A 19,764-nucleotide genomic window follows, 5' to 3' on the forward strand; every position below is an offset into this window, starting at 1 on the left:
CGGATGGCGATCACTTACCCACGCGCGGATGTCCTAACGCTGGTCGGCTTCACGACGCCGTTCACGTTCGAACCGATCTCGCAGCAAGAGCTGAGCCGGCTGTCGATCGGCACGACGATCGGCAAGGATCTCGGACCTGCACTGTGGTTCGGCAGCTATACGACCGAGGAGCTGCACAACGACACCATGGTCGACTACCAGGCGGTGCTGACATCACTCGACGGTGTGATCAATGCGTTCGAGGCGTGGGATTTGCGACGGCCGGCGCCGCGCCTTTATCCCGGCGGCAGCGCCGCAGCCAACGGAGTGTTGGCGACGGTGAACGCCAACAACAAGGCGTTGTCGTTGTCGGGCCTCAATCCTGGCCAGGTCATCTCGCGAGGCGATTACCTGTCGTTCGACTACACCGGCGGTCGGGCATTGCACCAGGCGATGGAGACCGTCACGGCGAACGGCGCCGGCGTCACGGCTCAGTTCGACGTGCGCCCGCATCTGCGCGCGGGCTGGACGCTGTCGACGGCGGTGACGCTCAAAGCGCCGCGCGGAATGTTTACGCTGATGCCTAAGTCCGTCGTGCCGACGCAGACCCGCGGGAAGTTCGGCAGGCTTGCGTTCCAGATTGGGCAGGTTCTCGCATGACGCGCTCGATCGATCCGCCGGGTCATTCCGAGAACTACGTCCTGTTGCAGGGCCGCCGCCTGGTCGCTCGCGACTTCGTCTGGTTCGTGGTGCGCGACTTCGAAACAGGCAATCCGGTCGAGGACGGCTATTGGTCCGACGTCGGCGCGATCGACGCCGAGGTGATCGATCCGGATTCAGGTTCAGTCGTGACGCGCACCTTCGCTGCTGCCGGCGGGCTGATCAAGATCTCGGACATTCCCTATGTGTCCAACCTCACGGTGCAGACCGTCCAGATCACGCTCTCGCAGGTGGCAACTCGCGTCAATGACCTTCTTCGCGGCTACGATTGCAAGCAGGGAAAGGTGCAGATCTTCCGCGGGCTGTTCGATCCGGCAACGATGGCGATGAATGGACCGGCGTTCCCGCGCTTCGCTGGCACGATCGACCAGGCGCCGATCAAGACGCCACCGGCGGGCGAAGAAGGCGACGTCACCGTGACCTGTACCGGCAACACGGTGGAGCTGACGCGCGCCAATTCGGACACCCGCTCGGACGCCTCGCAAAAGCTTCGCCAAGCGGACGACGATTTCTATTCCGATACGGCGACCGTCAGCGATTGGGAGATTTATTGGGGCAAGTCATCAGGCCCGATCGATCTCGTTTCCATCGCGAAAAACTCGGGTCTTTTCCGCAGATGATCCGGAGCGGCATGGCATCAGATCGGGGACGCGCGGTCGAGCTGCTTCGGCACTCGCACGCGGCGGCCGGGTTTGACGGCACCGGTGAGAGTGGCTTCGCCGTGCCGTTCGAGGCCCCGTATGCGACGCGGCTGTTCGAAATCCATCTCGGCGCAATGAACGGCTGTTGCTTCGTTCTTGATGTCGATGGCGAGGCCCAGGGCATCCTATTGGCGCTGGCCTATGAGCATCAGTTTGGGCCGGTTTGGATCTCGCGCGAAAGCGCCTGGTGGATCGAGCCGGCCCACCGCGGCCGATCGGCAGTGGCAATGCTCGACGCCTACGAGGCCTGGTCGAGGGAGAAACGCTGCCGGTTTGTCGGAATGGCCGGCATGGGCGCCGACCCTGATGTCGCGAAGCTGTACGAGCGGCGCGGCTATCGGCGCGCAGAAACCCACTTCTTGAAGGCGGTTTGAATGGCGATTTTTACAGCCATCGCGACCACCTTGCTCGCCGGCACGTTCCTCGCCGGCACCATCGCAGTGCCGCTGCTCGCGACCGGCCTCGCGCTCGCTACGCAGTTCGCCCTCAGCTACGCGTTGAAGTCGAAGAGCGGCCAGCAGGAACAAAGCCCGGTAGGCATCCAGACCAAGCTCGCCGGGGGCGGCGACGTGCCGCGATCGTTCGGGCTGGGCTATCACGTCACAGCCGGGTCGCTGGTCTACGCAAACCAGCATGGCGGCTTCAGCAACACGCCGAACGCCTATGTCTCTCAGGTCATTTCGGTTGGCGATCTGCCCGGCGAGAAGCTACTCCGCTTCTGGGTCGACGGTCAGCTGATCACGCTGCCGCTCGGCGCGGCCGACTATACTAACTTCGGCTCCGGCGATCTCGGCTATGCCGTGCCGGAGTACAACCGTCCGCACAATGGCGAAGGTGCACCGACGCCGCACCTGTGGATCAAGTATTACGATGGAACGCAGACGACCGCCGACGCCTACATGGTCTTCAACGTCGGCTCCGCTGATCGGCCTTACGGTGCGACGCGCGTCGGCAAGGGCGTTTGCTATTTCATCGCGCACACGCTGCTCGATGAGAACCTCTGGAACGGCGTGCCAAGCTTCAAGGCCGAGCTGTCCGGCATCCCGCTCTACGACCCGTCCAAAGACTCGACGGTCGGCGGCAGCGGCACGCACCGTTTCGGAGATCGCTCGACCTGGGGCGGTGACGGCGACAACTTCCCAGCGGTGCAGGCCTACGCCGTACTGCGCGGCATTAGCTATGCCGGCAAGTGGGTCTATGGCTTGCAGAGCACCGCGGCGGCACGGTTGCCAGCTGCCAACTGGATCACACAGATCGGCAAGTGCCGCGTCACTGTCGAAGGCGCCGACGGACCAGAGCCGAGCTATCGCACCGGCGTCCAGGTTAACGTTAGCACGCAACCGGTCCATCTCCTGGAATCGCTGATGCTCGGCTGTCAGGGCAAGGTTTCCGAGATTGGCGGCTTCTACAAGCTTCATCTCGGCGCGCCCGATACCCCGAGCTTCAGCTTCACCGACAATGATATCCTCTCGACCGAGAGTCAGAACTTTCGACCGTTCCTTGCGCTGTCCGACAGCGTCAACGGCATCCAGGCGAAATATCCCGACCCGGCGCAGGGTTGGAATACGGCGACTGCGCCGGCGTACTACCGGACCGACCTGGAACGGCGTGATGGCCAACGCCGCCTCATGGCGTCGCCGCAGTTCGACGCTGTCCCATACCCTGAACAGGTCCAGCGTTTGCAGAAGTCGGCAATCGAGGAAGCGCAGCGGGCTCGCTCGCACACATTGATCATGCCGCCCGTGTTCTGGCTGGTCGAGGCCGGCGACGTGGGCAAATGGACGAGCGCGCGCAACGGTTACTCGGCGAAGCAATTCCGCGTCGATGCCGGCACCGACAAGAACAATCTCGACGTCCTCCTGGTGCTCACCGAGGTCGATCCCGACGACTACGATTGGGATCGCGACACCGACTTACAGCCAGTGACGACCGGCGGCCTGATCTCGAACCCGCCGCCGGCGCAAGGCGTGACCGACTGGAACGCGCAGCCTTACCAGCTGTTGGATGACAGCGGCGTGGTTCGCCGGCCCGCCATCCTGATCAGTTGGGACGGCTCGCAGCCAGGCGTCAGCGGCGTGCAGTTTGAGGTGAGACTTGGCTCCGATGGCTCGAGTGTGACGCGCGGTCGGACCGATCGGGTGAGCGCTGGCAGTCTCATCATCACTCAATCGATCCTGCCGGCCGTCACGTACCAAGTGCGCGGTCAGTATCTGCCCTCGACGCCGCGCGACATGCTTTGGTCGGACTGGATCACGGTAACGACGGCCGATATTCGTCTCTCACTTGCCGAATTCGACGCGGCCGTGAGAGCGCAAGTCACCACGATCTTCAATCAGCTGAGCGACAAGGTCGACCGGATCGAGCAGGACTTCGCGACGCGGCTTGCGAACCTGTCGGCGCGAGGATGGAATGACAAGACAGAGGTGCGGACGCAATACAACGCACGAGCCGATGCCGCGGCGGCCTCGATCGAGGACGTCCGCATTGTCGCGGTCGATACCTCGACGGCTTTTGCAACTTTCTCGACGACGGCGACCGCGACATGGGGGTCTCTCACCGCTTTCGTGAACGAGTCGGCAAGTGCGATTGCAATGCTTGACGGGTACGCCGCGGCGTCCTGGGGATTCACGCTCAACGTCAACAACTATGTCACGGGAATTCAGGCCGTTAACGGCGGCGTCGGTCTCTCTGCCATCACCTTTGTCGCAGACAAGATCAGGTTTCAGTTTCCCGGCTACAACGGTGGAGCGCCGCAGGACTTCATCTCATTCGGCACGCTCAACGGCGTAGCCGCGTTCGGGATGAACGGAAATTTCTATCTCGACGGCACCTTCAACGTGAAGGCCATCGCGGCCGGTGCGATCGACGTCATCTATCTCAAGGCGAACTCAATCGACTCCGCGTCGGGCGTGATCAAGAACCTAGGCGTGGGTAGCCTAAGCATCGCAGACAATGCGGTCACGGTGCCGGTCGCACAGACGACGGGAGCCGCTATATTTGGCGCCGGTTTTGGTAACTGGGTGTCGTTTTTCAGTTTCAACATGTCCATAGACACCACGGGATTGTCGGGCAAGCCTATCGTGATTTACGTGAGCGTGAACTCGATGTGGGCTAGTGGCTCCCCCGCTACAGAGACGGGACAATTCCGCTTTTTGCTCAACGGCTCACAAGTCAATTATTACCAAGTGACGCTGCCAACCGGCGCGAGCGCCCCGACACCACTGTCCGGTGCTATCAGCATTACAGGTACTGGCGGCATTGTATCTGTTTCGATTGCGGCTCAATTCGGATCTACCAGTTCGAATGCGATGTTGGCAGGTGCAACTCTCTTTGCAGTGGCGGCGAAGCGATGAACATTCATTACAACGTCACGACCGGACAGATCATGTCCTATGGTTATGGCGCAGATCACGGGGACGGTTTCGAGACAAGCCATTTTGAAGGCTGCAAAGTTCTGATTGTCGACAACCAGACTATCGATGCAAAAACGCAGATGGTTGACCCGGTGTCATTGGCGATCGTCGACAAGACGGAGCCAGACCCCGACCCGTTCGCGATCTGGCAGGTCAAAGCTGCGGTGCGTCAAGAGTTGATTGATACAGACTATCTCCTTCTGCCTCATGCTCCGGTCTCGGAGACCGATCTTCCAGCATGGGTCAATTACCGCAAGGCTCTTAGAGATTCGTCTAAGGGCAATGACACCGCTGCGGCGATGCTAGCCGCGGTACCAGCAAGACCTGATGGAATCGACGCGCTTGCGTGGCTACGCGAACAATTGGATGCGGCGAGCGCCGCGAAAGGGGTGAACGCATGACCGCGCTTTCCAGCTACGACGTTGGCACCGTCTCTGTTGCCGCAGATGGGACAACGGTCACGGGAGTGAGCACCCTTTGGCTCACGGCCGGAAACGTCAAGCCGGGCTACTTCTTTACAGTCGGGCACTTCGGTGTGTTCATCACCGATGTCGCCGACGACGCGCATTTGACGATCACGCGGTGGCCTGGCGCCACGGTAAGCGGCGCGACCTACAGCATCTGGAAGGTCGCGCAAGGCGCGTTCAACACTGAGCTTTTGGCGGACGTGGATAGGATCGTCACCGCGCTCAACGCAAACGGCTATATCGTCTTCGTACCGCCGACCTTGACGGCGCCTGATCCATCGCTCGGCGAGGAGAATCAATCCGCGCTCCAGCCGACGACCGGCAAGATGTGGGTCATGACCGGCGGCGTCTGGACCTTTCTCGGCATTTACAAGGGCTTCAACCCGCGCGGCGCTTACGACAATGCGGCGACTTACTCAGTCGGCGATTCTGTCAGTTCCGCGGGCTCGTCATACGTCTGGAGCAATGCCACGCCAGGTTCCGGGCACGCGCCGCCGAACGCGACCTACTGGCAGTTGCAGGCTTCGAAGGGCGATCCAGGCGGCACCGGGCCGACCGGCGCCGGCTATGGCGGCACGTCGACGACGTCGCGTACGATCGGGGTGGGGTCGCAGGTCTTCACCACGCAGGCTGGCCTGGCCTATCAGAACGGCGCGCGCGTGCGTGCCAGCTCGGCTGCGAACACGGCGAATTGGATGGAAGGTCTCGCGGCCTACAGCGGCACGACGTTGACGATCAACGTCGACAAGACGGGCGGCAGCGGCACGCTCGCGGACTGGAATTTCAACGTCTCCGGCCAGCCGGGCGCTGGAGATCTTTCGTCGGCGAATGCTCTGTCTGAATTGAAGCCAGTTGCGGATAAGGCGCGCGCCAATATCGGCGTGCTCAAGAAGAACTACATCCTCAACGGCGGAATGCAGATTTCGCAGGAGAACGCGAACACGGCCGGATCAACGGCTAACTATTATCCCGTTGATCAGTTCTTTATGTCATTTACTGGGACATCAGGAGCTATCTCTGTCCAACAAGTAGCGAGCCCTACACCGGGAGGATCACCAAATCGGATAAGGGCCACGGTTACGACTGCTGATGCCGCTGTAGGCGCGGGCGATCTTGTCGGACTGTTCCAGCGCATCGAAGGTCTTCGAGTTGCGGATCTCAAAGCGGGCACCGCAGGTGCAAAAACTGTCACGCTCCAATTTGGGTGTAAAGGACCGGCAGCCACCTACTGCTGTTCCTTCCGCAACGGGGCCGCCAATCGCTCGTACATTGCCGAGTATGTCATAAGCTCGGGCGAAGCAAATACAGACGTCGTGAAATCGATAACCGTGCCGCTCGATCAGGCGGGAACGTGGACAACCGACAACACGATAGGCCTAGACGTCTCGTGGTCGCTCATGGCTGGGTCTACGTTCGCAACTGCGGCGGGTGCCTGGGCTGCTGGCAACTTTACTGCCTCACCCAATCAGTTCAACTTCATGGGGACGAATGGTAACGTCTTCGAATTGTTTGATGTGAGCGTAACCGAGGGCGCTTCGGCGCCAGCATTTCAGCTTCCGGATTACGTGGCGGAAGTGGCATGTTGCAAGCGCTATTGGCAAAAGATCACCGTTGGCCTTCAGAATGGCTCGATTGTGAATGGTGCTTCCTATGGCAGTGTTTTCCTGTTTGCTGCTATGCGGGCGGCTCCGGCTATAGCGCTGATCGCGAACTCGATTGCGGGCGGCAATTTCCCCGCAACGGCACCTAGTCAAGCGATAACCACCAATTACTCAACGCTCAGCTATAAGACGGCAACTGCGAGCGGAAACGGTATTTGGGCCGACGATTTGTCTCTAAATGCGAGGTTGTGACCCATGTCCGACTGCGAGGCGTGGCTCGCTGCCGGCAACGTTCCGGACGCCGCGCCGCCCTCGGAACCAGCCCCTCTAGGGGGGTGACATTTGAAGTTGCGCGAGGTGACATTTGAAATTGCGCGCTACAGATCGTCACGAACGCGGGCCGGGCGGCGGTGGACGCAGGTCACATCGGCGCGAAGGGTTTTGCAGGGCGGGCGACCGTGAGCAAAGGCCGCGCGCAAACGACCGGTGTGATCAGCGTACGGCCAAATCGTGTCGTCCTGGCGCCCGGGGTCTGTGCGCCAAGTCTTGCGGTGATGTGCGTTGCCCGACCGGGCACACACGTCAGCCATCCGCACGGCGACGGGGGCAATAGTGCATCGCTCCCCGGGGAGAGCACGACATAAGCCGTTCCAACCATTGCGCAGGGAAGGCCGGGATGCTCCGGTTGCCCTGTTACCCGCTGTGCATTGTAGCGCAGACTACTCATGGCATAGCGGTCAATGGGAGCCAGCCGGCTCCCGGTCTTCCCTGCGCCCTCTTTCATCGGGGGTGAGGCGCTCAGGCAAAGCTCGGGCGAAACAAGCCGCGAGGATGCGAGCCCATGCCGGTCATTCAACAACGATCTCGCGCCCCGGACGCAGCGCAGCACGAAGTGATGCGCTGCAGAGCCGGGGCCCATGCAACAGCGGTTGCCGCGGCTTTCTGGGTCCCGGCTCTGCGCAGCAGCGCTAAGAGGCGTTGCACCGCGTCCGGGACACGAGAGGGACGGATGCAGGTGCAACGCAATGACTTGTCCGTGAGAACGAGCCCCCTCCCCAGCCCTCTTGCATGCCCCGCCCCCCTTGTAACAAAACTGTCATACAGCAAAACTAAACGAAGGCGGGGGCCGCGGTCGCGGCCATTGCCGCCTCACCGCAGGAGATTTCGATGCGCCGTTCACTGGTGTTGCTGTCCGCCGGGCTGACAGTCTTGTCCACCGGACTTGCCTCCGCCCAGAACAACACGCCCCGCAACCTGATCCTCTTCATCCCCGATGGTCTGCGCGCGCTGAAGGTGACGCCGGAGACCGCGCCGGCGATGGCCGAGGTCCGTGACAAGGGCGTCAACTTCAAGAACCCGCACTCCCTCTTCCCGACCTTCACCATGGCCAACGGCTCGGCGATGTCGACCGGTCACTATCTCGGCGACACCGGCGTGTTCTCCAACACGATCTGGACCAACTATACGTCCGTCCCTGCCGGCGACACCGTGGTCCCCTTCATCGAGAACGACGCCGTGCTCGGTGACATCGACGAGCATTTCAAGGGCGACTATCTCAACGAAGAGACGATCCTGAAGATGGCCCGCGACAAGGGCTTCAGCACCGCGGCCATCGGCAAGGTCGGTCCGACCTACCAGTTCGACCACACCGACAAGCCCGAAAAGGCCGGCCTGCATTCGGTCGTGTTCGACGACTCCACCGGCGGCAAGAACGGCGTGGCGCTGTCGGACGAGGTGAAGGACGCGCTGACCAAGGCCGGTCTGCCCCTCGCCACGCCACCGCGCGGCGACAATTCCAAGGCGGGCGATGCCAAGACGCCCGGCACCGTCGTCGCCAACGTCGCGCAGCAGGCTTATTTCGCCGACGTCGCCGCCAAGGCCGTGCTGCCGATGTTCAAGGCGCGCAACAAGCCGTTCGTGCTGGTGTTCTGGTCGCGCGACCCTGACGGCACCCAGCACAACCAGGGCGACAGCCTCAACCAGATCAAGCCGGGCATCAACGGCCCGAGCACGATGGCGAGCATCAAGAACGCCGACAACAACCTCGCCCAGCTCCGCAAGGCGCTCGACGAGCTTGGGCTGGCCGCGAATACCAACATCATGATCCAGGCCGACCACGGCTTCTCGACCATCTCCAAGGAGAGCAAGACCAGCCCCTCGGCCAAGGTCAGCTATGACGACACGCCGAAGGACTTTTTGCCGATGGGCTTCTTGGCGATCGACCTCGCCAAGGCGCTCGACCTGCCGCTGTTCGACCCCAACGACAAGAACGCCGCCGTCACCGGCAACGCCCATCCGAAGGCCGGCAACGGCGTGCTCGGCAAGGATCCGACCAAGCCTGACCTCGTCATCGCCACCAATGGCGGCTCGGACCTGATCTACCTGCCGAACAAGGACAAGAAGCTGGCGGTCAAGACCGTCAAGGCGCTGCTCGAGCAGGATTACGTCTCCGGCCTGTTCGTGGACGACTCGCTCGGCCGCATCCCCGGTACCCTGCCGCTGTCGAGCATCAATCTGCGCGGCAAGTCGGCGACGCCAACGCCGGCGATCGTCGTCAATTTCCGTTCCTATGCCAGCGATTGCGGTGAGGCGCCGACCAACTGCTCGGTGCAGGTCGCCGACACCGTGCTGCGCCAGGGCCAGGGCATGCATGGCAGCTTCAGCCGCGGCGACACCATGAACTTCATGGCCGCGATCGGTCCGGACTTCAAAGCCGGCTATGTCAGCCAGATCCCGGTCAGTAATGCCGACGTCGGCATGACGGCCGCCCAGCTCATGGGCCTGCGCGGCCCGCAGAACGGCGGCCTTGTCGGCCGCGTGATGTCGGAGGCCCTGCCCAACGGCATCGTGCCGAAGGCCTATACCGGCACGCTGAAGTCCAAGCCCGCCGAGGGCGGCCTGGTGACCGTGCTGAACTTCCAGCGCGTCGGCAGCCAGCGCTATTTCGACGCCGCCGGTTTCCCGGGCCGCACGCTCGGGCTCGAGCCGGACGCCGGCAAACAAAAAACGGCGGGGAAATAACCCCGCCGCTGTCTGTCGCGCCTCGCAAGGGGCGCGACAGTCTCGTCTAACTCTTACATTCCCAGATCTTTTACATGCCGATGTCGAATACGTTCGGCAATTGGCCTGCCAAAGGCAGCGCAGTGGCGCCCAGGAAGGTCGCCACCATCGCCATCAGGCGACGGTTGTTCTGGCGCTTGCCGCGCATCTGTCCGGCGATCCACTCCAGCATCTCGCTGTTGACCTTGGCGGCGTAGGACGGAGCCCAGCTCTCGATCTCAGACTCTGCCGACAGCGCAACGCTGCGCGGCGGCACCTTCAGGCCCGAGGCGCTCGCGGCGTAATGGGCAACGGCCTTGGCGAGCAGGTCGTCGAACCGGCCGCCATCGGTGCGCTCGGTTGCGGCTTCATTGATCTCGAACAGCGCCTCGGCTTCGGCGCGGCTGACCGGCTGGTCGTTGACGGCCGTGGCGGTCAGGATGCGCGCGCACCAGGCGGTGTCATCGGCATCGAGCGAGCGGGAAAAGTGGACCCGGCCCTTGGTGGTCGGGCCTTCGCCCGTGATCACGCCGTCGCGCACGACGGTCAATGCATGAGCCGCGGTATCGCGGCAGGACGGTTCGAGGGACGGCGACTCAACAGACTTATGCGCAGCGGCAGACATAGTTCACTTCCAGATTTCTTCTGATCGACCAGCATTTTCATGCGGGCGTAAAGGGGTGGTTAATGATTCGATATGGGGATCGCGACTTTTCTCAATGGTTGCCGATTAGTCGCTACGAGGACCATTTCGGTTCCGGAGGCGTCGGGGCGAGCGTGATGCGGGTCATAAAAGGCTTTATGGGGGCAATCGAGACCGTACGGCTCCGGTCGAGATGTTTCGTCGCAGGCGCGGCTGTAACAGAAAGGTGCTAGGAAATCGGCCCTTCAGAGAAGAAATTCACATTTTACTTGAAGCGGTTCACTTAGGGGCGCGAAGACCCTATACTGGCCGCGACGGCCGAAGATAAATTACCAAGTAAATTCAATGAGATGAGGTAGAACCATGACACTCCCGATCGGCACCACCGCGCCCGACTTCGAAGCCGAGACCACCGAAGGGAAGATCAAGTTCCACGACTGGATCGGCAATAGCTGGGCTCTCCTGTTCTCCCACCCCAAGGACTTCACGCCGGTTTGTACGACCGAGCTCGGCGCGCTTGCCAAGCTGAAGCCGGAATTCGACAAGCGTGGCGTCAAGCTGATGGGCCTCTCGGTCGATCCGGTCGACCGCCATTCCAAATGGTCGGAGGACATCAAGGAGACGCAAGGCGCCGCGCCGAACTATCCGATGATCGGCGACACCGACTTCAACGTCTCGAAGCTCTACGAGATGCTGCCGGCCTCGACCTCCGGCGATCCCCTCACCCGCACACCGGCCGACAACCAGACCGTCCGCAACGTCTTCATCATCGGGCCGGACAAGAAGATCAAGCTGGTGCTGGTCTATCCGATGACCACAGGCCGGAATTTTCAGGAGATCCTGCGCGTCATCGACTCGCTTCAGCTCACCGCCAAGCATCGCGTCGCCACGCCGGCCGACTGGACGCAGGGCGAGGACGTCATCATCGCCGGCTCAGTTTCCAACGACGAGGCGAAGACGATCTATCCGCAGGGCTGGAAGGAGCCGAAGCCCTACATCCGCATCGTGCCGCAGCCGAAGTGACTTTTGGCGGTCGCGGATAGCGACCGCAAAAAGTCATCCCGGGGTGATGCGTCAGAACCCGGGATCTAGAGATTCCCTGGTGCGCAATGCGCACCAGGGTTCGGTCCTTCGGACCGCCCCGGAAATGACCGAGTTGGATTAGGCCGCGTGCACGCGGTCGAGGAAGCTGTCGACCTCGGCCTTCAGATGCAGGCTCTCGCCTGACAGCGCCTGGGCAGAGGCGAACATCCGGCTCGACGTCTCTCCCGTCTCGCTCGCGCCCTTGGCGGCGTGACGGACATTGACCGCGACATCGGCAGTACCGGAGGCCGCAGCGCGAACGCTGGCTGCGATGTTGTGGGTAGCGCTCCTCTGCTGCTCGACCGCGGCCGAGATCGAGCCCGCGATGCCGCTGATGCGCTCGATGGTCTGGCCGATCGCCTTGATGGCGGTGACCGATTCCTCCGTTGCAAGCTGCATGCTGGCGATCTGGTTCGAGATCTCGTCCGTCGCCTTGGCGGTCTGGCCGGCGAGCGTCTTGACCTCCTGGGCCACCACCGCGAAGCCGCGACCGGCGTCCCCGGCGCGCGCGGCCTCGATGGTGGCGTTCAGCGCCAGAAGATTGGTCTGCTCGGCGATCGAGGTGATCAGCTTGACGACGTCGCCGATGCGCGCCCCTGCCTCCGAGAGCTGCGCCATGCGCTGGTCGGTGGCTTCGGCCTGCCGTACCGCCTCGGCGGAGATCTCGTTCGATTCCTGCACCCGGCGGGTGATCTCGGAGATCGACTGAGACAGTTCGTCGGAGGCCGAGGCCGCCGTACGCACGTGCTCGGAGGCGTTCTCGGATGCGCCGGCCGACTGCGCCGACAGATCGGCGGTGGAGCGTGCGGTGTCGGTGAGTTGCCGCGCCACCCGCTCGAACTCACCGGAGGAGCTCAGCACCTTGTCGAGGATGCCGCCGACGCTGCCGCGGAACTGCTCGACGAAATTGCGCAGCTCCGCCTTGCGCTGCTCCGCCGCGGCAGCAGTGGCCGCGGTCTGCTCGCTGCGCAGGCGCGCCCGCTCCAGCGAGTTGCTCTTGAACACCGCGACCGTGCGGGCGATCTCGCCGATCTCGTCGGCGCGATCCTCGCAATCGATCTCGACGTCGCTCTGGCCTTCGGCCAGCGCCGTCAGCGAGCGCGTGACCGAGGTGAGCGGCTTGGTGATACGGCGGACGACCAGCAAGGTGAGGACCAGGACCAGGAGCGCGGCAATGCCGGCCGCAATCGCCATGCTCTCGATGGCCTGGGTCAGCATGCTCTCGAACTGCGCCATGGGGATGCCGACATAGAGAATGCCGACGACCTTGCCGGTGGCATCAGCGACCGGGAAATAGGCGGTCATGAAGGTTTTGCCGAACAGCGTGGCCGGGCCCTTGTACGCCTCGCCGCGGCGCAGGGCGGCCTGCCCGGGATGATCGGCGGCAAGCTGGGTCCCGACAGCGCGGTCGCCGTTCTCCTTCTTCACATTGGTCGAGCGGCGGACGAACTGGCCGCCCGCATCATCGAACACGAACAGGGTCGCGTTGCCGCCGACATAGGACACCGCGCGATCGACGATGGCGTGATCCCTGAACTCCGGCATTTTGGGAATCTCGGCGCGCGCGACCCCGCCATCCCGCATCGTGATCTTCGCGTCGGGAACGACCTCGGCAAAAGCCAGGGCCAGCGTGCGCAAATTGACCTCGATGTCGCGCAGCGCACGATCGTTGAAGGCGGAGGTCAGCGACCAGTAGCCGGCGCCGACCACGAGCGCCGTGTTCACGGCGATCAGCAGCACGGCGCACAGGACGGCCTTGGTACCCAGCTTGAATTGCGGCAAGAACTTTGCCGTCGCACGGTTGGACATGAATGGAACTACCCCCGGAATTCCTGCATATTCATGCAATCGGCTTACGACCGAATTAACGACGGTTCACACCGCCGCACGCGGCATGCTTGCCAAATTGTAAACGAGGCCTGCCCTGACCACGCCAAGCGCGCCGCCTGTCATCGTCTGGTTCCGCGATGACCTCCGCCTGTCCGACCATCCCGCCCTCCATGCTGCCGCGAAGACAGGCGCGCCGGTGATCTGCCTCTATGTGATGGATGAGGTGGCCGGACGGGCGCCGGGCGGTGCGACGCGCTGGTGGCTGGCGCAGTCGCTACGGGCGCTCGGCGCCGAGATCGCAACGCACGGCGGATCGCTGATCCTGCGCAAGGGGCCGGCGGCCAAGGTGATCCCCGAAGTGGCGCGGGAGAGCGGAGCGGGAGCGGTCTACTGGAATGAGATCGCGCAGGCATCGCATCAGGCCGTCGAGAAACAGCTCGAGGCGGCGCTGGCAAGGCTCGGCGTGGACTCGCAGAGCTTCCCTGGCGACTTGCTGGTCCCACCCTCGGCGATCCGCAACAAGGAGGGCCGCGGCCTTCGCGTCTTCACGCCGTTCTGGCGACGGGTGCTGTCGCTGGGCGATCCGCCCAAGCCTCTGCCCACACCGTGGGAGCTACGCCCTGCCCCGCGCCTCGCCAGCGACGCGCTGGAGAGCTGGACGCTCGAGCCGACAAAGCCCGACTGGGCTGGCGGCCTGCGCCAGACCTGGACGCCGGGTGAAGCCTCGGCCCGCGTACGCCTCCGCGACTTCCTCAAGCACACCGCGCGCGTCTATGTCGGCGATCGCGACCGTCCGGATCGCGAGGGGACTTCAAGCCTGTCGCCTCACTTGAGGTTCGGCGAGCTCAGCCCGCGCCAGGTCTGGCACGCCGCGCGCTTTGCCGCAGCGGAGAATTCCGCGATCGGGCCCGGCGTCGAAAAGTTTCTGAGCGAGCTCGGCTGGCGCGAGTTCTGCCGCCATCTCCTCCACGATCACCCGAGCCTTGCCACCGAAAACCTGCAAACGAATTTCGATGGCTTTCCCTGGAAGGGCGACAAGAAAGCGCTCGCCGCCTGGCAGCGCGGACGCACCGGCTATCCCATCGTCGACGCCGGCCTGCGCGAGCTCTGGCACACCGGCGTGATGCACAACCGGGTGCGGATGGTGGTGGCGTCCTTCCTGGTCAAGCATCTCCTGATCGACTGGCGCGACGGCGAGAGCTGGTTCTGGGACACGCTGGTCGATGCGGATCCCGGCAGCAATCCCGCCAACTGGCAATGGGTCGCCGGCTGCGGCGCCGACGCCGCACCCTATTTCCGCGTGTTCAATCCAACTCTCCAGGGCGAGAAGTTCGACCCTGATGGAGCCTATGTCCGGCGCTGGGTGCCCGAGCTGAAAGACGTGCCGGCCAAGCTGATCCACCAGCCCTGGCAGGCATCACCGATCGAGCTTGCAAGCGCGGGCGTCACGCTCGGCAAGACCTATCCGCAGCCGATCGTCGATCACGCGAAGGGGCGCGAGCGCGCGCTCGCCGCCTACGCAAAGATCCGCAAAGGTTGAGCGCTGCTTTGACTCGATTTTGAAACCCGCTATCGTCATCGCTCCATACAAACCGTGGGGGACGATATGGACGACGAGAAGCCGATCACCGAACAGGCGCTGGACACGATCACCACCGCCGTGGAAGCAACCAGCGAAGCCGCAGTCACCGCCGTCAAGAAGGTCAGGAAAGCCGCCAAGAAGGTCGCGAAGAAAGTAGCGCCGAAGAAGGCTTCCAAGAAGAAAGCCAAGAAGGCGACCAAGAAGGCATCCAAGAAATCTGCGAAGAAAGCTTCGAAGAAGGCTGCAAAGAAGTCGTCGAAGAAAGCGGCCAAGAAGGCTGCAAAGAAGGCCACCAGGAAGTCCGCGAAGAAGGCAGCCAAGTCGAAAAAGAAGGCCAAGCGCTGATCGCAGCGCTCGAGCAGGTCTCCGGGTACGGGCGCGCCCGGAGACTTCTCCCGCCCCTACCCTCGCCGTTTGGCTGCGCGCCGGCCCGGGTGATGCTCGCCTTGCGGATCACGAAATTCGCTGCGATGGCCGCGCCGGTCCTCCTTGGCGAAGCGCCTCCGCTTCTCGGATGAGCCGAACTGCTTGATCACCTTCCGGCCGTTGACCTTCTTGATGACATAGCCGCCTTCCGTCATCGAGAACGGCGCCTTGAGCGACCCCATATGGTCGAACTTGGTGCCGCGGGGATGCTCGAACGGTTCGAACCAGGACGGATAGACGAAGTTCGACATCGGAAAGCCGTTGACGAGAAAAGACTCCTCTTCCACGGCGTCGCAGACCTCGTAGGCATATTGGGTGTGCCGAGTCTTGTCGGCCCACAGATTGGCCATGGGATCGAGCACCATCTCGAACAGTTCGTGCGAGGCCGCCAGGCTGACCGGATCGTCCTCGCCGAGTGCCTTCAGAAAGATCTTTGAGATCGGCTGGCCGCGGTGCGTCAGCTCGTGCCGCCCGAGGAAGTTCTTGTGGGTGGCGTCGTCAAAATAGAGCAGCTGCCAGTCCGTCGGCTTCGGGTTGCGGGTGACGTCGAGATCGATGGGATAGCCCCAGACCGGCAGGAAATGCTCGTCGTAGCATTTCTGGAGCGCCGCCGTGAGCCTCCCCATCATCCGCTCGCTCATCATCTCCTCGGCGTAGTTGATGCAGGCAATCCGGACCGGCCTCAAGGACCTACCGAGCAGCGCGCGTCTCGCTTTCTTCATGGAAATCACCTTGCGAAAGGGAAGCTGAAATCAGTCCAGCCTAGCACGAGCGCGCGCCGCACGTCAGGGATGTATTCCGACGTACTGGCTTGCCTACCTAGAAACGCCGATTGACGACGAACACCGCCGCCGCGCACATCGCCATGCCGGCAATCGCCAGCGCATCGAGCTTCTCCCCGAACAGCAGATAGGCCATCAGCGCCGTGACGGCGGGCACCAGGTAGAACAGGCTCGCAACCGAGGTCGCGGCAGCGTGGCGGATCAGCCAGTACAACAGCCCGATCGATCCGATCGAGAGCGCCACGGCGAGCCAGGCAAGCGCGAGCACGAACTCCCGCGTCCAGTGCACCACGCGGTCCTCGAACAGGAAGGCGCCGACCGTGAAGAAGACGGTGACGGCGATATATTGGACGAGATTGCCGGCGCGCCAGTCGATGTGGTTGCAATAGCGGCGCTGATAGAGCGTGCCGAGCGTGATGCTGATCAACGACACCACCGAGGCGAGCCAGCCGAGCCCCGCCTCGCCGGTCATCGGACGGCCATGCAGGATCAGCGCTACACCGCCAAGGCCAAGCACCAGCCCCGCCCATTGCACCGGCGTCACGCGTTCGCCGAGCCAGCGATTGGCGATGGTCGAGGTCAGGATCGGCTGAAGGCCCGGAATCAACGCCGAGAGTCCGGCCGGGATCGAATGCGCGATCGCAATGGCCGTGCCGCCGAGATAGAAGCCGTGGACGAGAATGCCGGCAACGGCGCTATGCGCGACGTCGACACGGTCCGGCCATTTCGGTCGCGCGATCGCTGCGATGATCGCCATCAGGCCGACCACGATCGCCATGCGAATGGCGAGATAGGTCAACGGATCGGCGTTGTTGATGATGTATTTGGTGCCGATGAATCCGGTGCTCCAGAGCACGACGAACAGGATCGGCGCGGCGCGGGCGGTCAGGGCTTCTTGATTATGGTTCATTGCCGCCCTCATTGCCCGACCGGGGCCTATGCGGCAATGCGAATTTCCGAACGAGCTATGCTGCGCTGCGACGGCCAGCGGGAGCGCAGCTCAGCCGCTCACCATTCTTCCGGACAGGGGTCGATGATCTTCCAGAGTTCGACACCGTTCTTGATCTTCTTCATGTCGGTGGTGAGCCCGCCATTGCGGCGGATCCAGTCCTTCACCGTGTTGGGGTAATAGGACATCAGGTCGGACGTCCCCTCCGCGCTGGTGACCTTGATGCCGAAGGTGAAGGCCTTGTCGTAATAGGCCTGGTGGAAGCCGAGGCTGGCGCGCGGCGTCACGCAGATCTTGTTCATCGGCACCATACCGAGCACCAGGGTACAGGCCGAGTTGCAGATGCCGTCGATGATGACGCGCTCGCCCTTCTCGCGGACCCGCTTGTACTTGGCCTTGTACTCCTCGACGTAGCCGCCGTGGTCACGGGTGATGTGCAGCTCGGCGCGCGCCGGCGTGGCGGCGGCGACGGAGAGCAACAGCAGGCTCAAAAGCGTGATGCGCATGGTGCGTGACGGCGAAAGCCTTAAGGGATGAACCGGCCTCGAAGGACCCCCAAAGGGCCGGCGACAGGATTCTTAAGCGAATTCTCTTTGGCCATACTTGTGTGGGGAATTCGTTAAGCATCCCGAAAAGGCCAAAAATGGGCAGCCTTCAACCCTGCTTCCGGCAATTCTGTCACACCCACCCGGGAATCGGCGGGATTGGCCCCGATTTCCGGGCCCCGGACGGGTGTCCCGGCGGCCCGAAATGGCTATAAACACCTGACCTATTCGCGCGGGTTCCGGAGAATCGAGATGAGCACGTTGAAGCTTGTAGCCGCGGTTGCTGCCCTATCGGCCGCAATCCTCGCCCCCAGCCTTGCGGAGGCGCGGGGACACCACCGGTACCACCGCCACTACACCAACCCGCTGCCCTACCCGATCAGCTATCTGCACAATTACGGGCCCGGCGTTACCCCCGGCACCTTCGCCTTCTACGACGGCCCGTCGAACAACCGCTGCTACCAGAGCTCGGCCACCTATATCGGCCAGGACGGCCGCCGGCACCCCTGCTTCTGAGGGGCGCTGGCGCGTCCTCTGCGGGTGCCGCTATTTGGCGGCGCCCGACAGCAGCAATTGCTTCTCGATCTCGTAGACCGGCAGCTTGACGAGGTCCTTGCCGACCTCGCCTTGAAGCGCCTTGCGCACGATGTCCGAATAGTCGGCGCGGATCATCCCGAGCGCGCGTGGTGAGGCCACCATGGTCAGGGCCGAGGTCTCGCCCGCGCTGACGGCGGCATCGAGCCGGCCGGCCAGGCTCCGCAGGAAGGCACGCTCCGCCTCATCGTGCCAATCGGTCTGCTCGACCGAGCTGCGCGCGCCGCCGACGGCGGCGTTCAGCCGGCCCGGCGCATCGGTCCCTTGCGCGCTGGTCGAGGGATTGGGCTGCTCGTGCACCTCCCGGGTGTGGAGGTTCGGAAACATCTCGTCGCCGAGGTTTTCCAAAATGAGCGCCTTGCGCCCGTCGCACACGATCAGCCAGTCACCCTTGTCTAGTCTCATCTTGTCCATTGCACAGCTCCAGGCAATCTCGCGAGCCTGCTCTTCGAATTCCTCGAAGCGCTGGCTACGGCAAGACTAGGGATGAAGTCGTGCCGGCGAATTGCGCAGGATCAAAGATGAACGCAATGTCCTGCCAGGCAGCGCCAGTGCAAGCGCAGCATTGGTCACGCGCGCGAACCTGGGATAGTCTTGCGAAGCGAAGGTCAGGTCTGCGGCGAGCTTTGCTGAAGATTTGTTCATCAGCATTACATTTCGGTTCCGCCACAATTTGATCAGAACAACTTCGATATCCTGTATTGCGTAAGCAGAGGAAGACATCATGAATCTCAAGACTGGCCTCGTCGCCGCATCCCTGTTCGGTGCCATCATGGCATCACCGGCGGCGTCCGCCATGCCCATCGCGCCCGCACCTGCGACGCCGCAGGTCTCCGACGTCGAGCAGGTCCGCATGGTCTGCGACGCCTGGGGACGCTGTTTCTGGCGCCCGAACTATGATGGGTATTACGGCCCGCGGCCGTATTACGGGCCCCGATATTATGGGTATGGGCCACGCGCCTATGGGCCTCGCTATTACGGACCACGCTATCGCCGCTGGTGATTTCCAAAGGGGCCCTCTCGGGCCCCTTCGCTTTTGCGAGATCGCGCGTTGTGTCCATTCGCGTGCTCGCGGCTTGCGTGGAGCGATTCCAAAACTGATCTAGATCAAAGATGAAATTCGATGTGCCGTCATTCTGCGTCGATGGCGGATTTCATTGTTTTCCGATGCCCCCAGACGGGCATGAATGTGCAGACGCATCTCGAGAGGCAGCCAAGGCCTGACGAGCGGAGCCTTGACGAGCGGAGGCTTGAGGGGCGGCGGCTCGAGGGGCGGAGCTTCGAGTCCTTCGCCTGTCCCGCCTGCACGCGTCTCCATTTCATCGACCTCGCCTCAGGCCAACCGATGAACCGGGACCGTTGACGGTGACATCGACCCGCCGCGCCGCGTGGCATGATGTCCGCAATACT

The 19,764-nt window shown here is 62.9% G+C and carries 20 protein-coding genes; 13 read left to right on the forward strand and 7 right to left on the reverse strand.

The features are described 5' to 3' along the window. The first annotated feature begins 3 nt into the window (after positions 1 to 3). From ABIA90_RS18620 to ABIA90_RS18650, 7 genes are all read left to right on the forward strand, one after another. Positions 4 to 639, forward strand: coding sequence for a hypothetical protein (locus tag ABIA90_RS18620; RefSeq protein ID WP_354117836.1), 636 nt, complete (start codon positions 4 to 6; stop codon positions 637 to 639). Then, complete coding sequence (locus tag ABIA90_RS18625; RefSeq protein WP_354117835.1) at positions 636 to 1,319, forward strand: hypothetical protein; 684 nt, start codon at positions 636 to 638, stop codon at positions 1,317 to 1,319. The genes ABIA90_RS18620 and ABIA90_RS18625 overlap by 4 nt, the downstream gene beginning before the upstream one ends. Further along, positions 1,316 to 1,774: a GNAT family N-acetyltransferase gene (locus tag ABIA90_RS18630; protein WP_354117834.1), complete on the forward strand. Its 459-nt coding sequence runs from the start codon at positions 1,316 to 1,318 to the stop codon at positions 1,772 to 1,774. Before ABIA90_RS18625 ends, ABIA90_RS18630 begins: the two co-directional genes overlap by 4 nt. Further along, positions 1,775 to 4,753, forward strand: coding sequence for a phage tail protein (locus ABIA90_RS18635; protein WP_354117833.1), 2,979 nt, complete (start codon positions 1,775 to 1,777; stop codon positions 4,751 to 4,753). It abuts the gene before it with no gap. Next, positions 4,750 to 5,214 (forward strand): tail fiber assembly protein, encoded by a 465-nt coding sequence (locus ABIA90_RS18640; protein WP_354117832.1) that lies wholly within the window; start codon positions 4,750 to 4,752, stop codon positions 5,212 to 5,214. Before ABIA90_RS18635 ends, ABIA90_RS18640 begins: the two co-directional genes overlap by 4 nt. After that, positions 5,211 to 7,133: a hypothetical protein gene (locus tag ABIA90_RS18645; RefSeq protein WP_354117831.1), complete on the forward strand. Its 1,923-nt coding sequence runs from the start codon at positions 5,211 to 5,213 to the stop codon at positions 7,131 to 7,133. The genes ABIA90_RS18640 and ABIA90_RS18645 overlap by 4 nt, the downstream gene beginning before the upstream one ends. 915 nt (positions 7,134 to 8,048) lie before the next feature. Continuing rightward, positions 8,049 to 9,902 carry an alkaline phosphatase family protein gene (locus tag ABIA90_RS18650; protein WP_166342244.1) on the forward strand — a complete coding sequence of 618 codons (1,854 nt, stop codon included), beginning with the start codon at positions 8,049 to 8,051 and terminating at the stop codon, positions 9,900 to 9,902. A 70-nt stretch (positions 9,903 to 9,972) separates the two neighbouring features. Here ABIA90_RS18650 and ABIA90_RS18655 read toward each other — a convergent pair whose 3' ends face one another. After that, entirely contained in the window at positions 9,973 to 10,545 is a 573-nt protein-coding gene (locus ABIA90_RS18655) for a hypothetical protein (protein ID WP_028154483.1), read from the reverse strand. A gap of 381 nt (positions 10,546 to 10,926) precedes the next feature. Here ABIA90_RS18655 and ABIA90_RS18660 point away from each other — a divergent pair, with 381 nt between their 5' ends. Continuing rightward, positions 10,927 to 11,586: a peroxiredoxin gene (locus ABIA90_RS18660; protein ID WP_014494579.1), complete on the forward strand. Its 660-nt coding sequence runs from the start codon at positions 10,927 to 10,929 to the stop codon at positions 11,584 to 11,586. 138 nt (positions 11,587 to 11,724) lie between these two features. Here the strand turns inward: ABIA90_RS18660 and ABIA90_RS18665 are convergent, their stop codons facing one another. Then, the gene (locus ABIA90_RS18665; RefSeq protein WP_354117830.1) at positions 11,725 to 13,455 is read right to left on the reverse strand and encodes a methyl-accepting chemotaxis protein; all 1,731 of its coding nucleotides are present in this window, start codon (positions 13,453 to 13,455) and stop codon (positions 11,725 to 11,727) included. Between the two features lie 169 nt (positions 13,456 to 13,624). On the opposite strand from ABIA90_RS18665, the gene ABIA90_RS18670 reads away from it, so the two are divergent. Beyond that, complete coding sequence (locus ABIA90_RS18670) at positions 13,625 to 15,016, forward strand: cryptochrome/photolyase family protein (protein WP_354118358.1); 1,392 nt, start codon at positions 13,625 to 13,627, stop codon at positions 15,014 to 15,016. 66 nt (positions 15,017 to 15,082) lie between these two features. Further along, positions 15,083 to 15,403 (forward strand): histone, encoded by a 321-nt coding sequence (locus ABIA90_RS18675; protein WP_071912924.1) that lies wholly within the window; start codon positions 15,083 to 15,085, stop codon positions 15,401 to 15,403. A gap of 56 nt (positions 15,404 to 15,459) precedes the next feature. Here the strand turns inward: ABIA90_RS18675 and ABIA90_RS18680 are convergent, their stop codons facing one another. From ABIA90_RS18680 to ABIA90_RS18690, 3 genes are all read right to left on the reverse strand, one after another. Further along, positions 15,460 to 16,206 carry a hypothetical protein gene (locus ABIA90_RS18680; protein WP_063982651.1) on the reverse strand — a complete coding sequence of 249 codons (747 nt, stop codon included), beginning with the start codon at positions 16,204 to 16,206 and terminating at the stop codon, positions 15,460 to 15,462. A 97-nt stretch (positions 16,207 to 16,303) separates the two neighbouring features. Beyond that, on the reverse strand, positions 16,304 to 17,176 hold the full coding sequence (locus tag ABIA90_RS18685) for a DMT family transporter (RefSeq protein ID WP_028153619.1): 873 nt from the start codon (positions 17,174 to 17,176) through the stop codon (positions 16,304 to 16,306). A gap of 98 nt (positions 17,177 to 17,274) precedes the next feature. Further along, positions 17,275 to 17,721 carry a hypothetical protein gene (locus ABIA90_RS18690; protein ID WP_063982650.1) on the reverse strand — a complete coding sequence of 149 codons (447 nt, stop codon included), beginning with the start codon at positions 17,719 to 17,721 and terminating at the stop codon, positions 17,275 to 17,277. A 291-nt stretch (positions 17,722 to 18,012) separates the two neighbouring features. Here ABIA90_RS18690 and ABIA90_RS18695 point away from each other — a divergent pair, with 291 nt between their 5' ends. Continuing rightward, entirely contained in the window at positions 18,013 to 18,276 is a 264-nt protein-coding gene (locus tag ABIA90_RS18695; protein WP_063982649.1) for a hypothetical protein, read from the forward strand. 30 nt (positions 18,277 to 18,306) lie between these two features. Here ABIA90_RS18695 and ABIA90_RS18700 read toward each other — a convergent pair whose 3' ends face one another. Further along, a complete protein-coding gene (locus tag ABIA90_RS18700; RefSeq protein ID WP_354117829.1) occupies positions 18,307 to 18,768 on the reverse strand; it encodes a host attachment protein in 462 nt (153 codons plus the stop codon). Between the two features lie 66 nt (positions 18,769 to 18,834). Next, positions 18,835 to 19,005, reverse strand: coding sequence for a hypothetical protein (locus ABIA90_RS18705; protein ID WP_166097175.1), 171 nt, complete (start codon positions 19,003 to 19,005; stop codon positions 18,835 to 18,837). 73 nt (positions 19,006 to 19,078) lie between these two features. Here ABIA90_RS18705 and ABIA90_RS18710 point away from each other — a divergent pair, with 73 nt between their 5' ends. Together ABIA90_RS18710 and ABIA90_RS18715 are read left to right on the forward strand one after the other, a co-directional pair. Further along, a complete protein-coding gene (locus ABIA90_RS18710; protein ID WP_071912916.1) occupies positions 19,079 to 19,357 on the forward strand; it encodes a hypothetical protein in 279 nt (92 codons plus the stop codon). 141 nt (positions 19,358 to 19,498) lie between these two features. Continuing rightward, positions 19,499 to 19,717 (forward strand): hypothetical protein, encoded by a 219-nt coding sequence (locus ABIA90_RS18715; RefSeq protein WP_225048974.1) that lies wholly within the window; start codon positions 19,499 to 19,501, stop codon positions 19,715 to 19,717. The last annotated feature ends 47 nt before the right edge of the window (positions 19,718 to 19,764 follow it).

Source organism: Bradyrhizobium sp. LA6.8 (genome assembly GCF_040547935.1).
GTDB lineage: Bacteria > Pseudomonadota > Alphaproteobacteria > Rhizobiales > Xanthobacteraceae > Bradyrhizobium > Bradyrhizobium barranii.

What these genes read in the sequence shown, in the direction of transcription:
- ABIA90_RS18620 (WP_354117836.1), top strand. Translation starts at nt 4, where the DNA reads ATGGCGATCACTTACCCACGCGCGGATGTCCTAACGCTGGTCGGCTTC.
- ABIA90_RS18625 (WP_354117835.1), top strand. Translation starts at nt 636, where the DNA reads ATGACGCGCTCGATCGATCCGCCGGGTCATTCCGAGAACTACGTCCTG.
- ABIA90_RS18630 (WP_354117834.1), top strand. Translation starts at nt 1,316, where the DNA reads ATGATCCGGAGCGGCATGGCATCAGATCGGGGACGCGCGGTCGAGCTG.
- ABIA90_RS18635 (WP_354117833.1), top strand. Translation starts at nt 1,775, where the DNA reads ATGGCGATTTTTACAGCCATCGCGACCACCTTGCTCGCCGGCACGTTC.
- ABIA90_RS18640 (WP_354117832.1), top strand. Translation starts at nt 4,750, where the DNA reads ATGAACATTCATTACAACGTCACGACCGGACAGATCATGTCCTATGGT.
- ABIA90_RS18645 (WP_354117831.1), top strand. Translation starts at nt 5,211, where the DNA reads ATGACCGCGCTTTCCAGCTACGACGTTGGCACCGTCTCTGTTGCCGCA.
- ABIA90_RS18650 (WP_166342244.1), top strand. Translation starts at nt 8,049, where the DNA reads ATGCGCCGTTCACTGGTGTTGCTGTCCGCCGGGCTGACAGTCTTGTCC.
- ABIA90_RS18655 (WP_028154483.1), bottom strand. Translation starts at nt 10,545, where the DNA reads ATGTCTGCCGCTGCGCATAAGTCTGTTGAGTCGCCGTCCCTCGAACCG.
- ABIA90_RS18660 (WP_014494579.1), top strand. Translation starts at nt 10,927, where the DNA reads ATGACACTCCCGATCGGCACCACCGCGCCCGACTTCGAAGCCGAGACC.
- ABIA90_RS18665 (WP_354117830.1), bottom strand. Translation starts at nt 13,455, where the DNA reads ATGTCCAACCGTGCGACGGCAAAGTTCTTGCCGCAATTCAAGCTGGGT.
- ABIA90_RS18675 (WP_071912924.1), top strand. Translation starts at nt 15,083, where the DNA reads ATGGACGACGAGAAGCCGATCACCGAACAGGCGCTGGACACGATCACC.
- ABIA90_RS18680 (WP_063982651.1), bottom strand. Translation starts at nt 16,206, where the DNA reads ATGAAGAAAGCGAGACGCGCGCTGCTCGGTAGGTCCTTGAGGCCGGTC.
- ABIA90_RS18685 (WP_028153619.1), bottom strand. Translation starts at nt 17,176, where the DNA reads ATGAACCATAATCAAGAAGCCCTGACCGCCCGCGCCGCGCCGATCCTG.
- ABIA90_RS18690 (WP_063982650.1), bottom strand. Translation starts at nt 17,721, where the DNA reads ATGCGCATCACGCTTTTGAGCCTGCTGTTGCTCTCCGTCGCCGCCGCC.
- ABIA90_RS18695 (WP_063982649.1), top strand. Translation starts at nt 18,013, where the DNA reads ATGAGCACGTTGAAGCTTGTAGCCGCGGTTGCTGCCCTATCGGCCGCA.
- ABIA90_RS18700 (WP_354117829.1), bottom strand. Translation starts at nt 18,768, where the DNA reads ATGGACAAGATGAGACTAGACAAGGGTGACTGGCTGATCGTGTGCGAC.
- ABIA90_RS18705 (WP_166097175.1), bottom strand. Translation starts at nt 19,005, where the DNA reads ATGCTGATGAACAAATCTTCAGCAAAGCTCGCCGCAGACCTGACCTTC.
- ABIA90_RS18710 (WP_071912916.1), top strand. Translation starts at nt 19,079, where the DNA reads ATGAATCTCAAGACTGGCCTCGTCGCCGCATCCCTGTTCGGTGCCATC.
- ABIA90_RS18715 (WP_225048974.1), top strand. Translation starts at nt 19,499, where the DNA reads ATGGCGGATTTCATTGTTTTCCGATGCCCCCAGACGGGCATGAATGTG.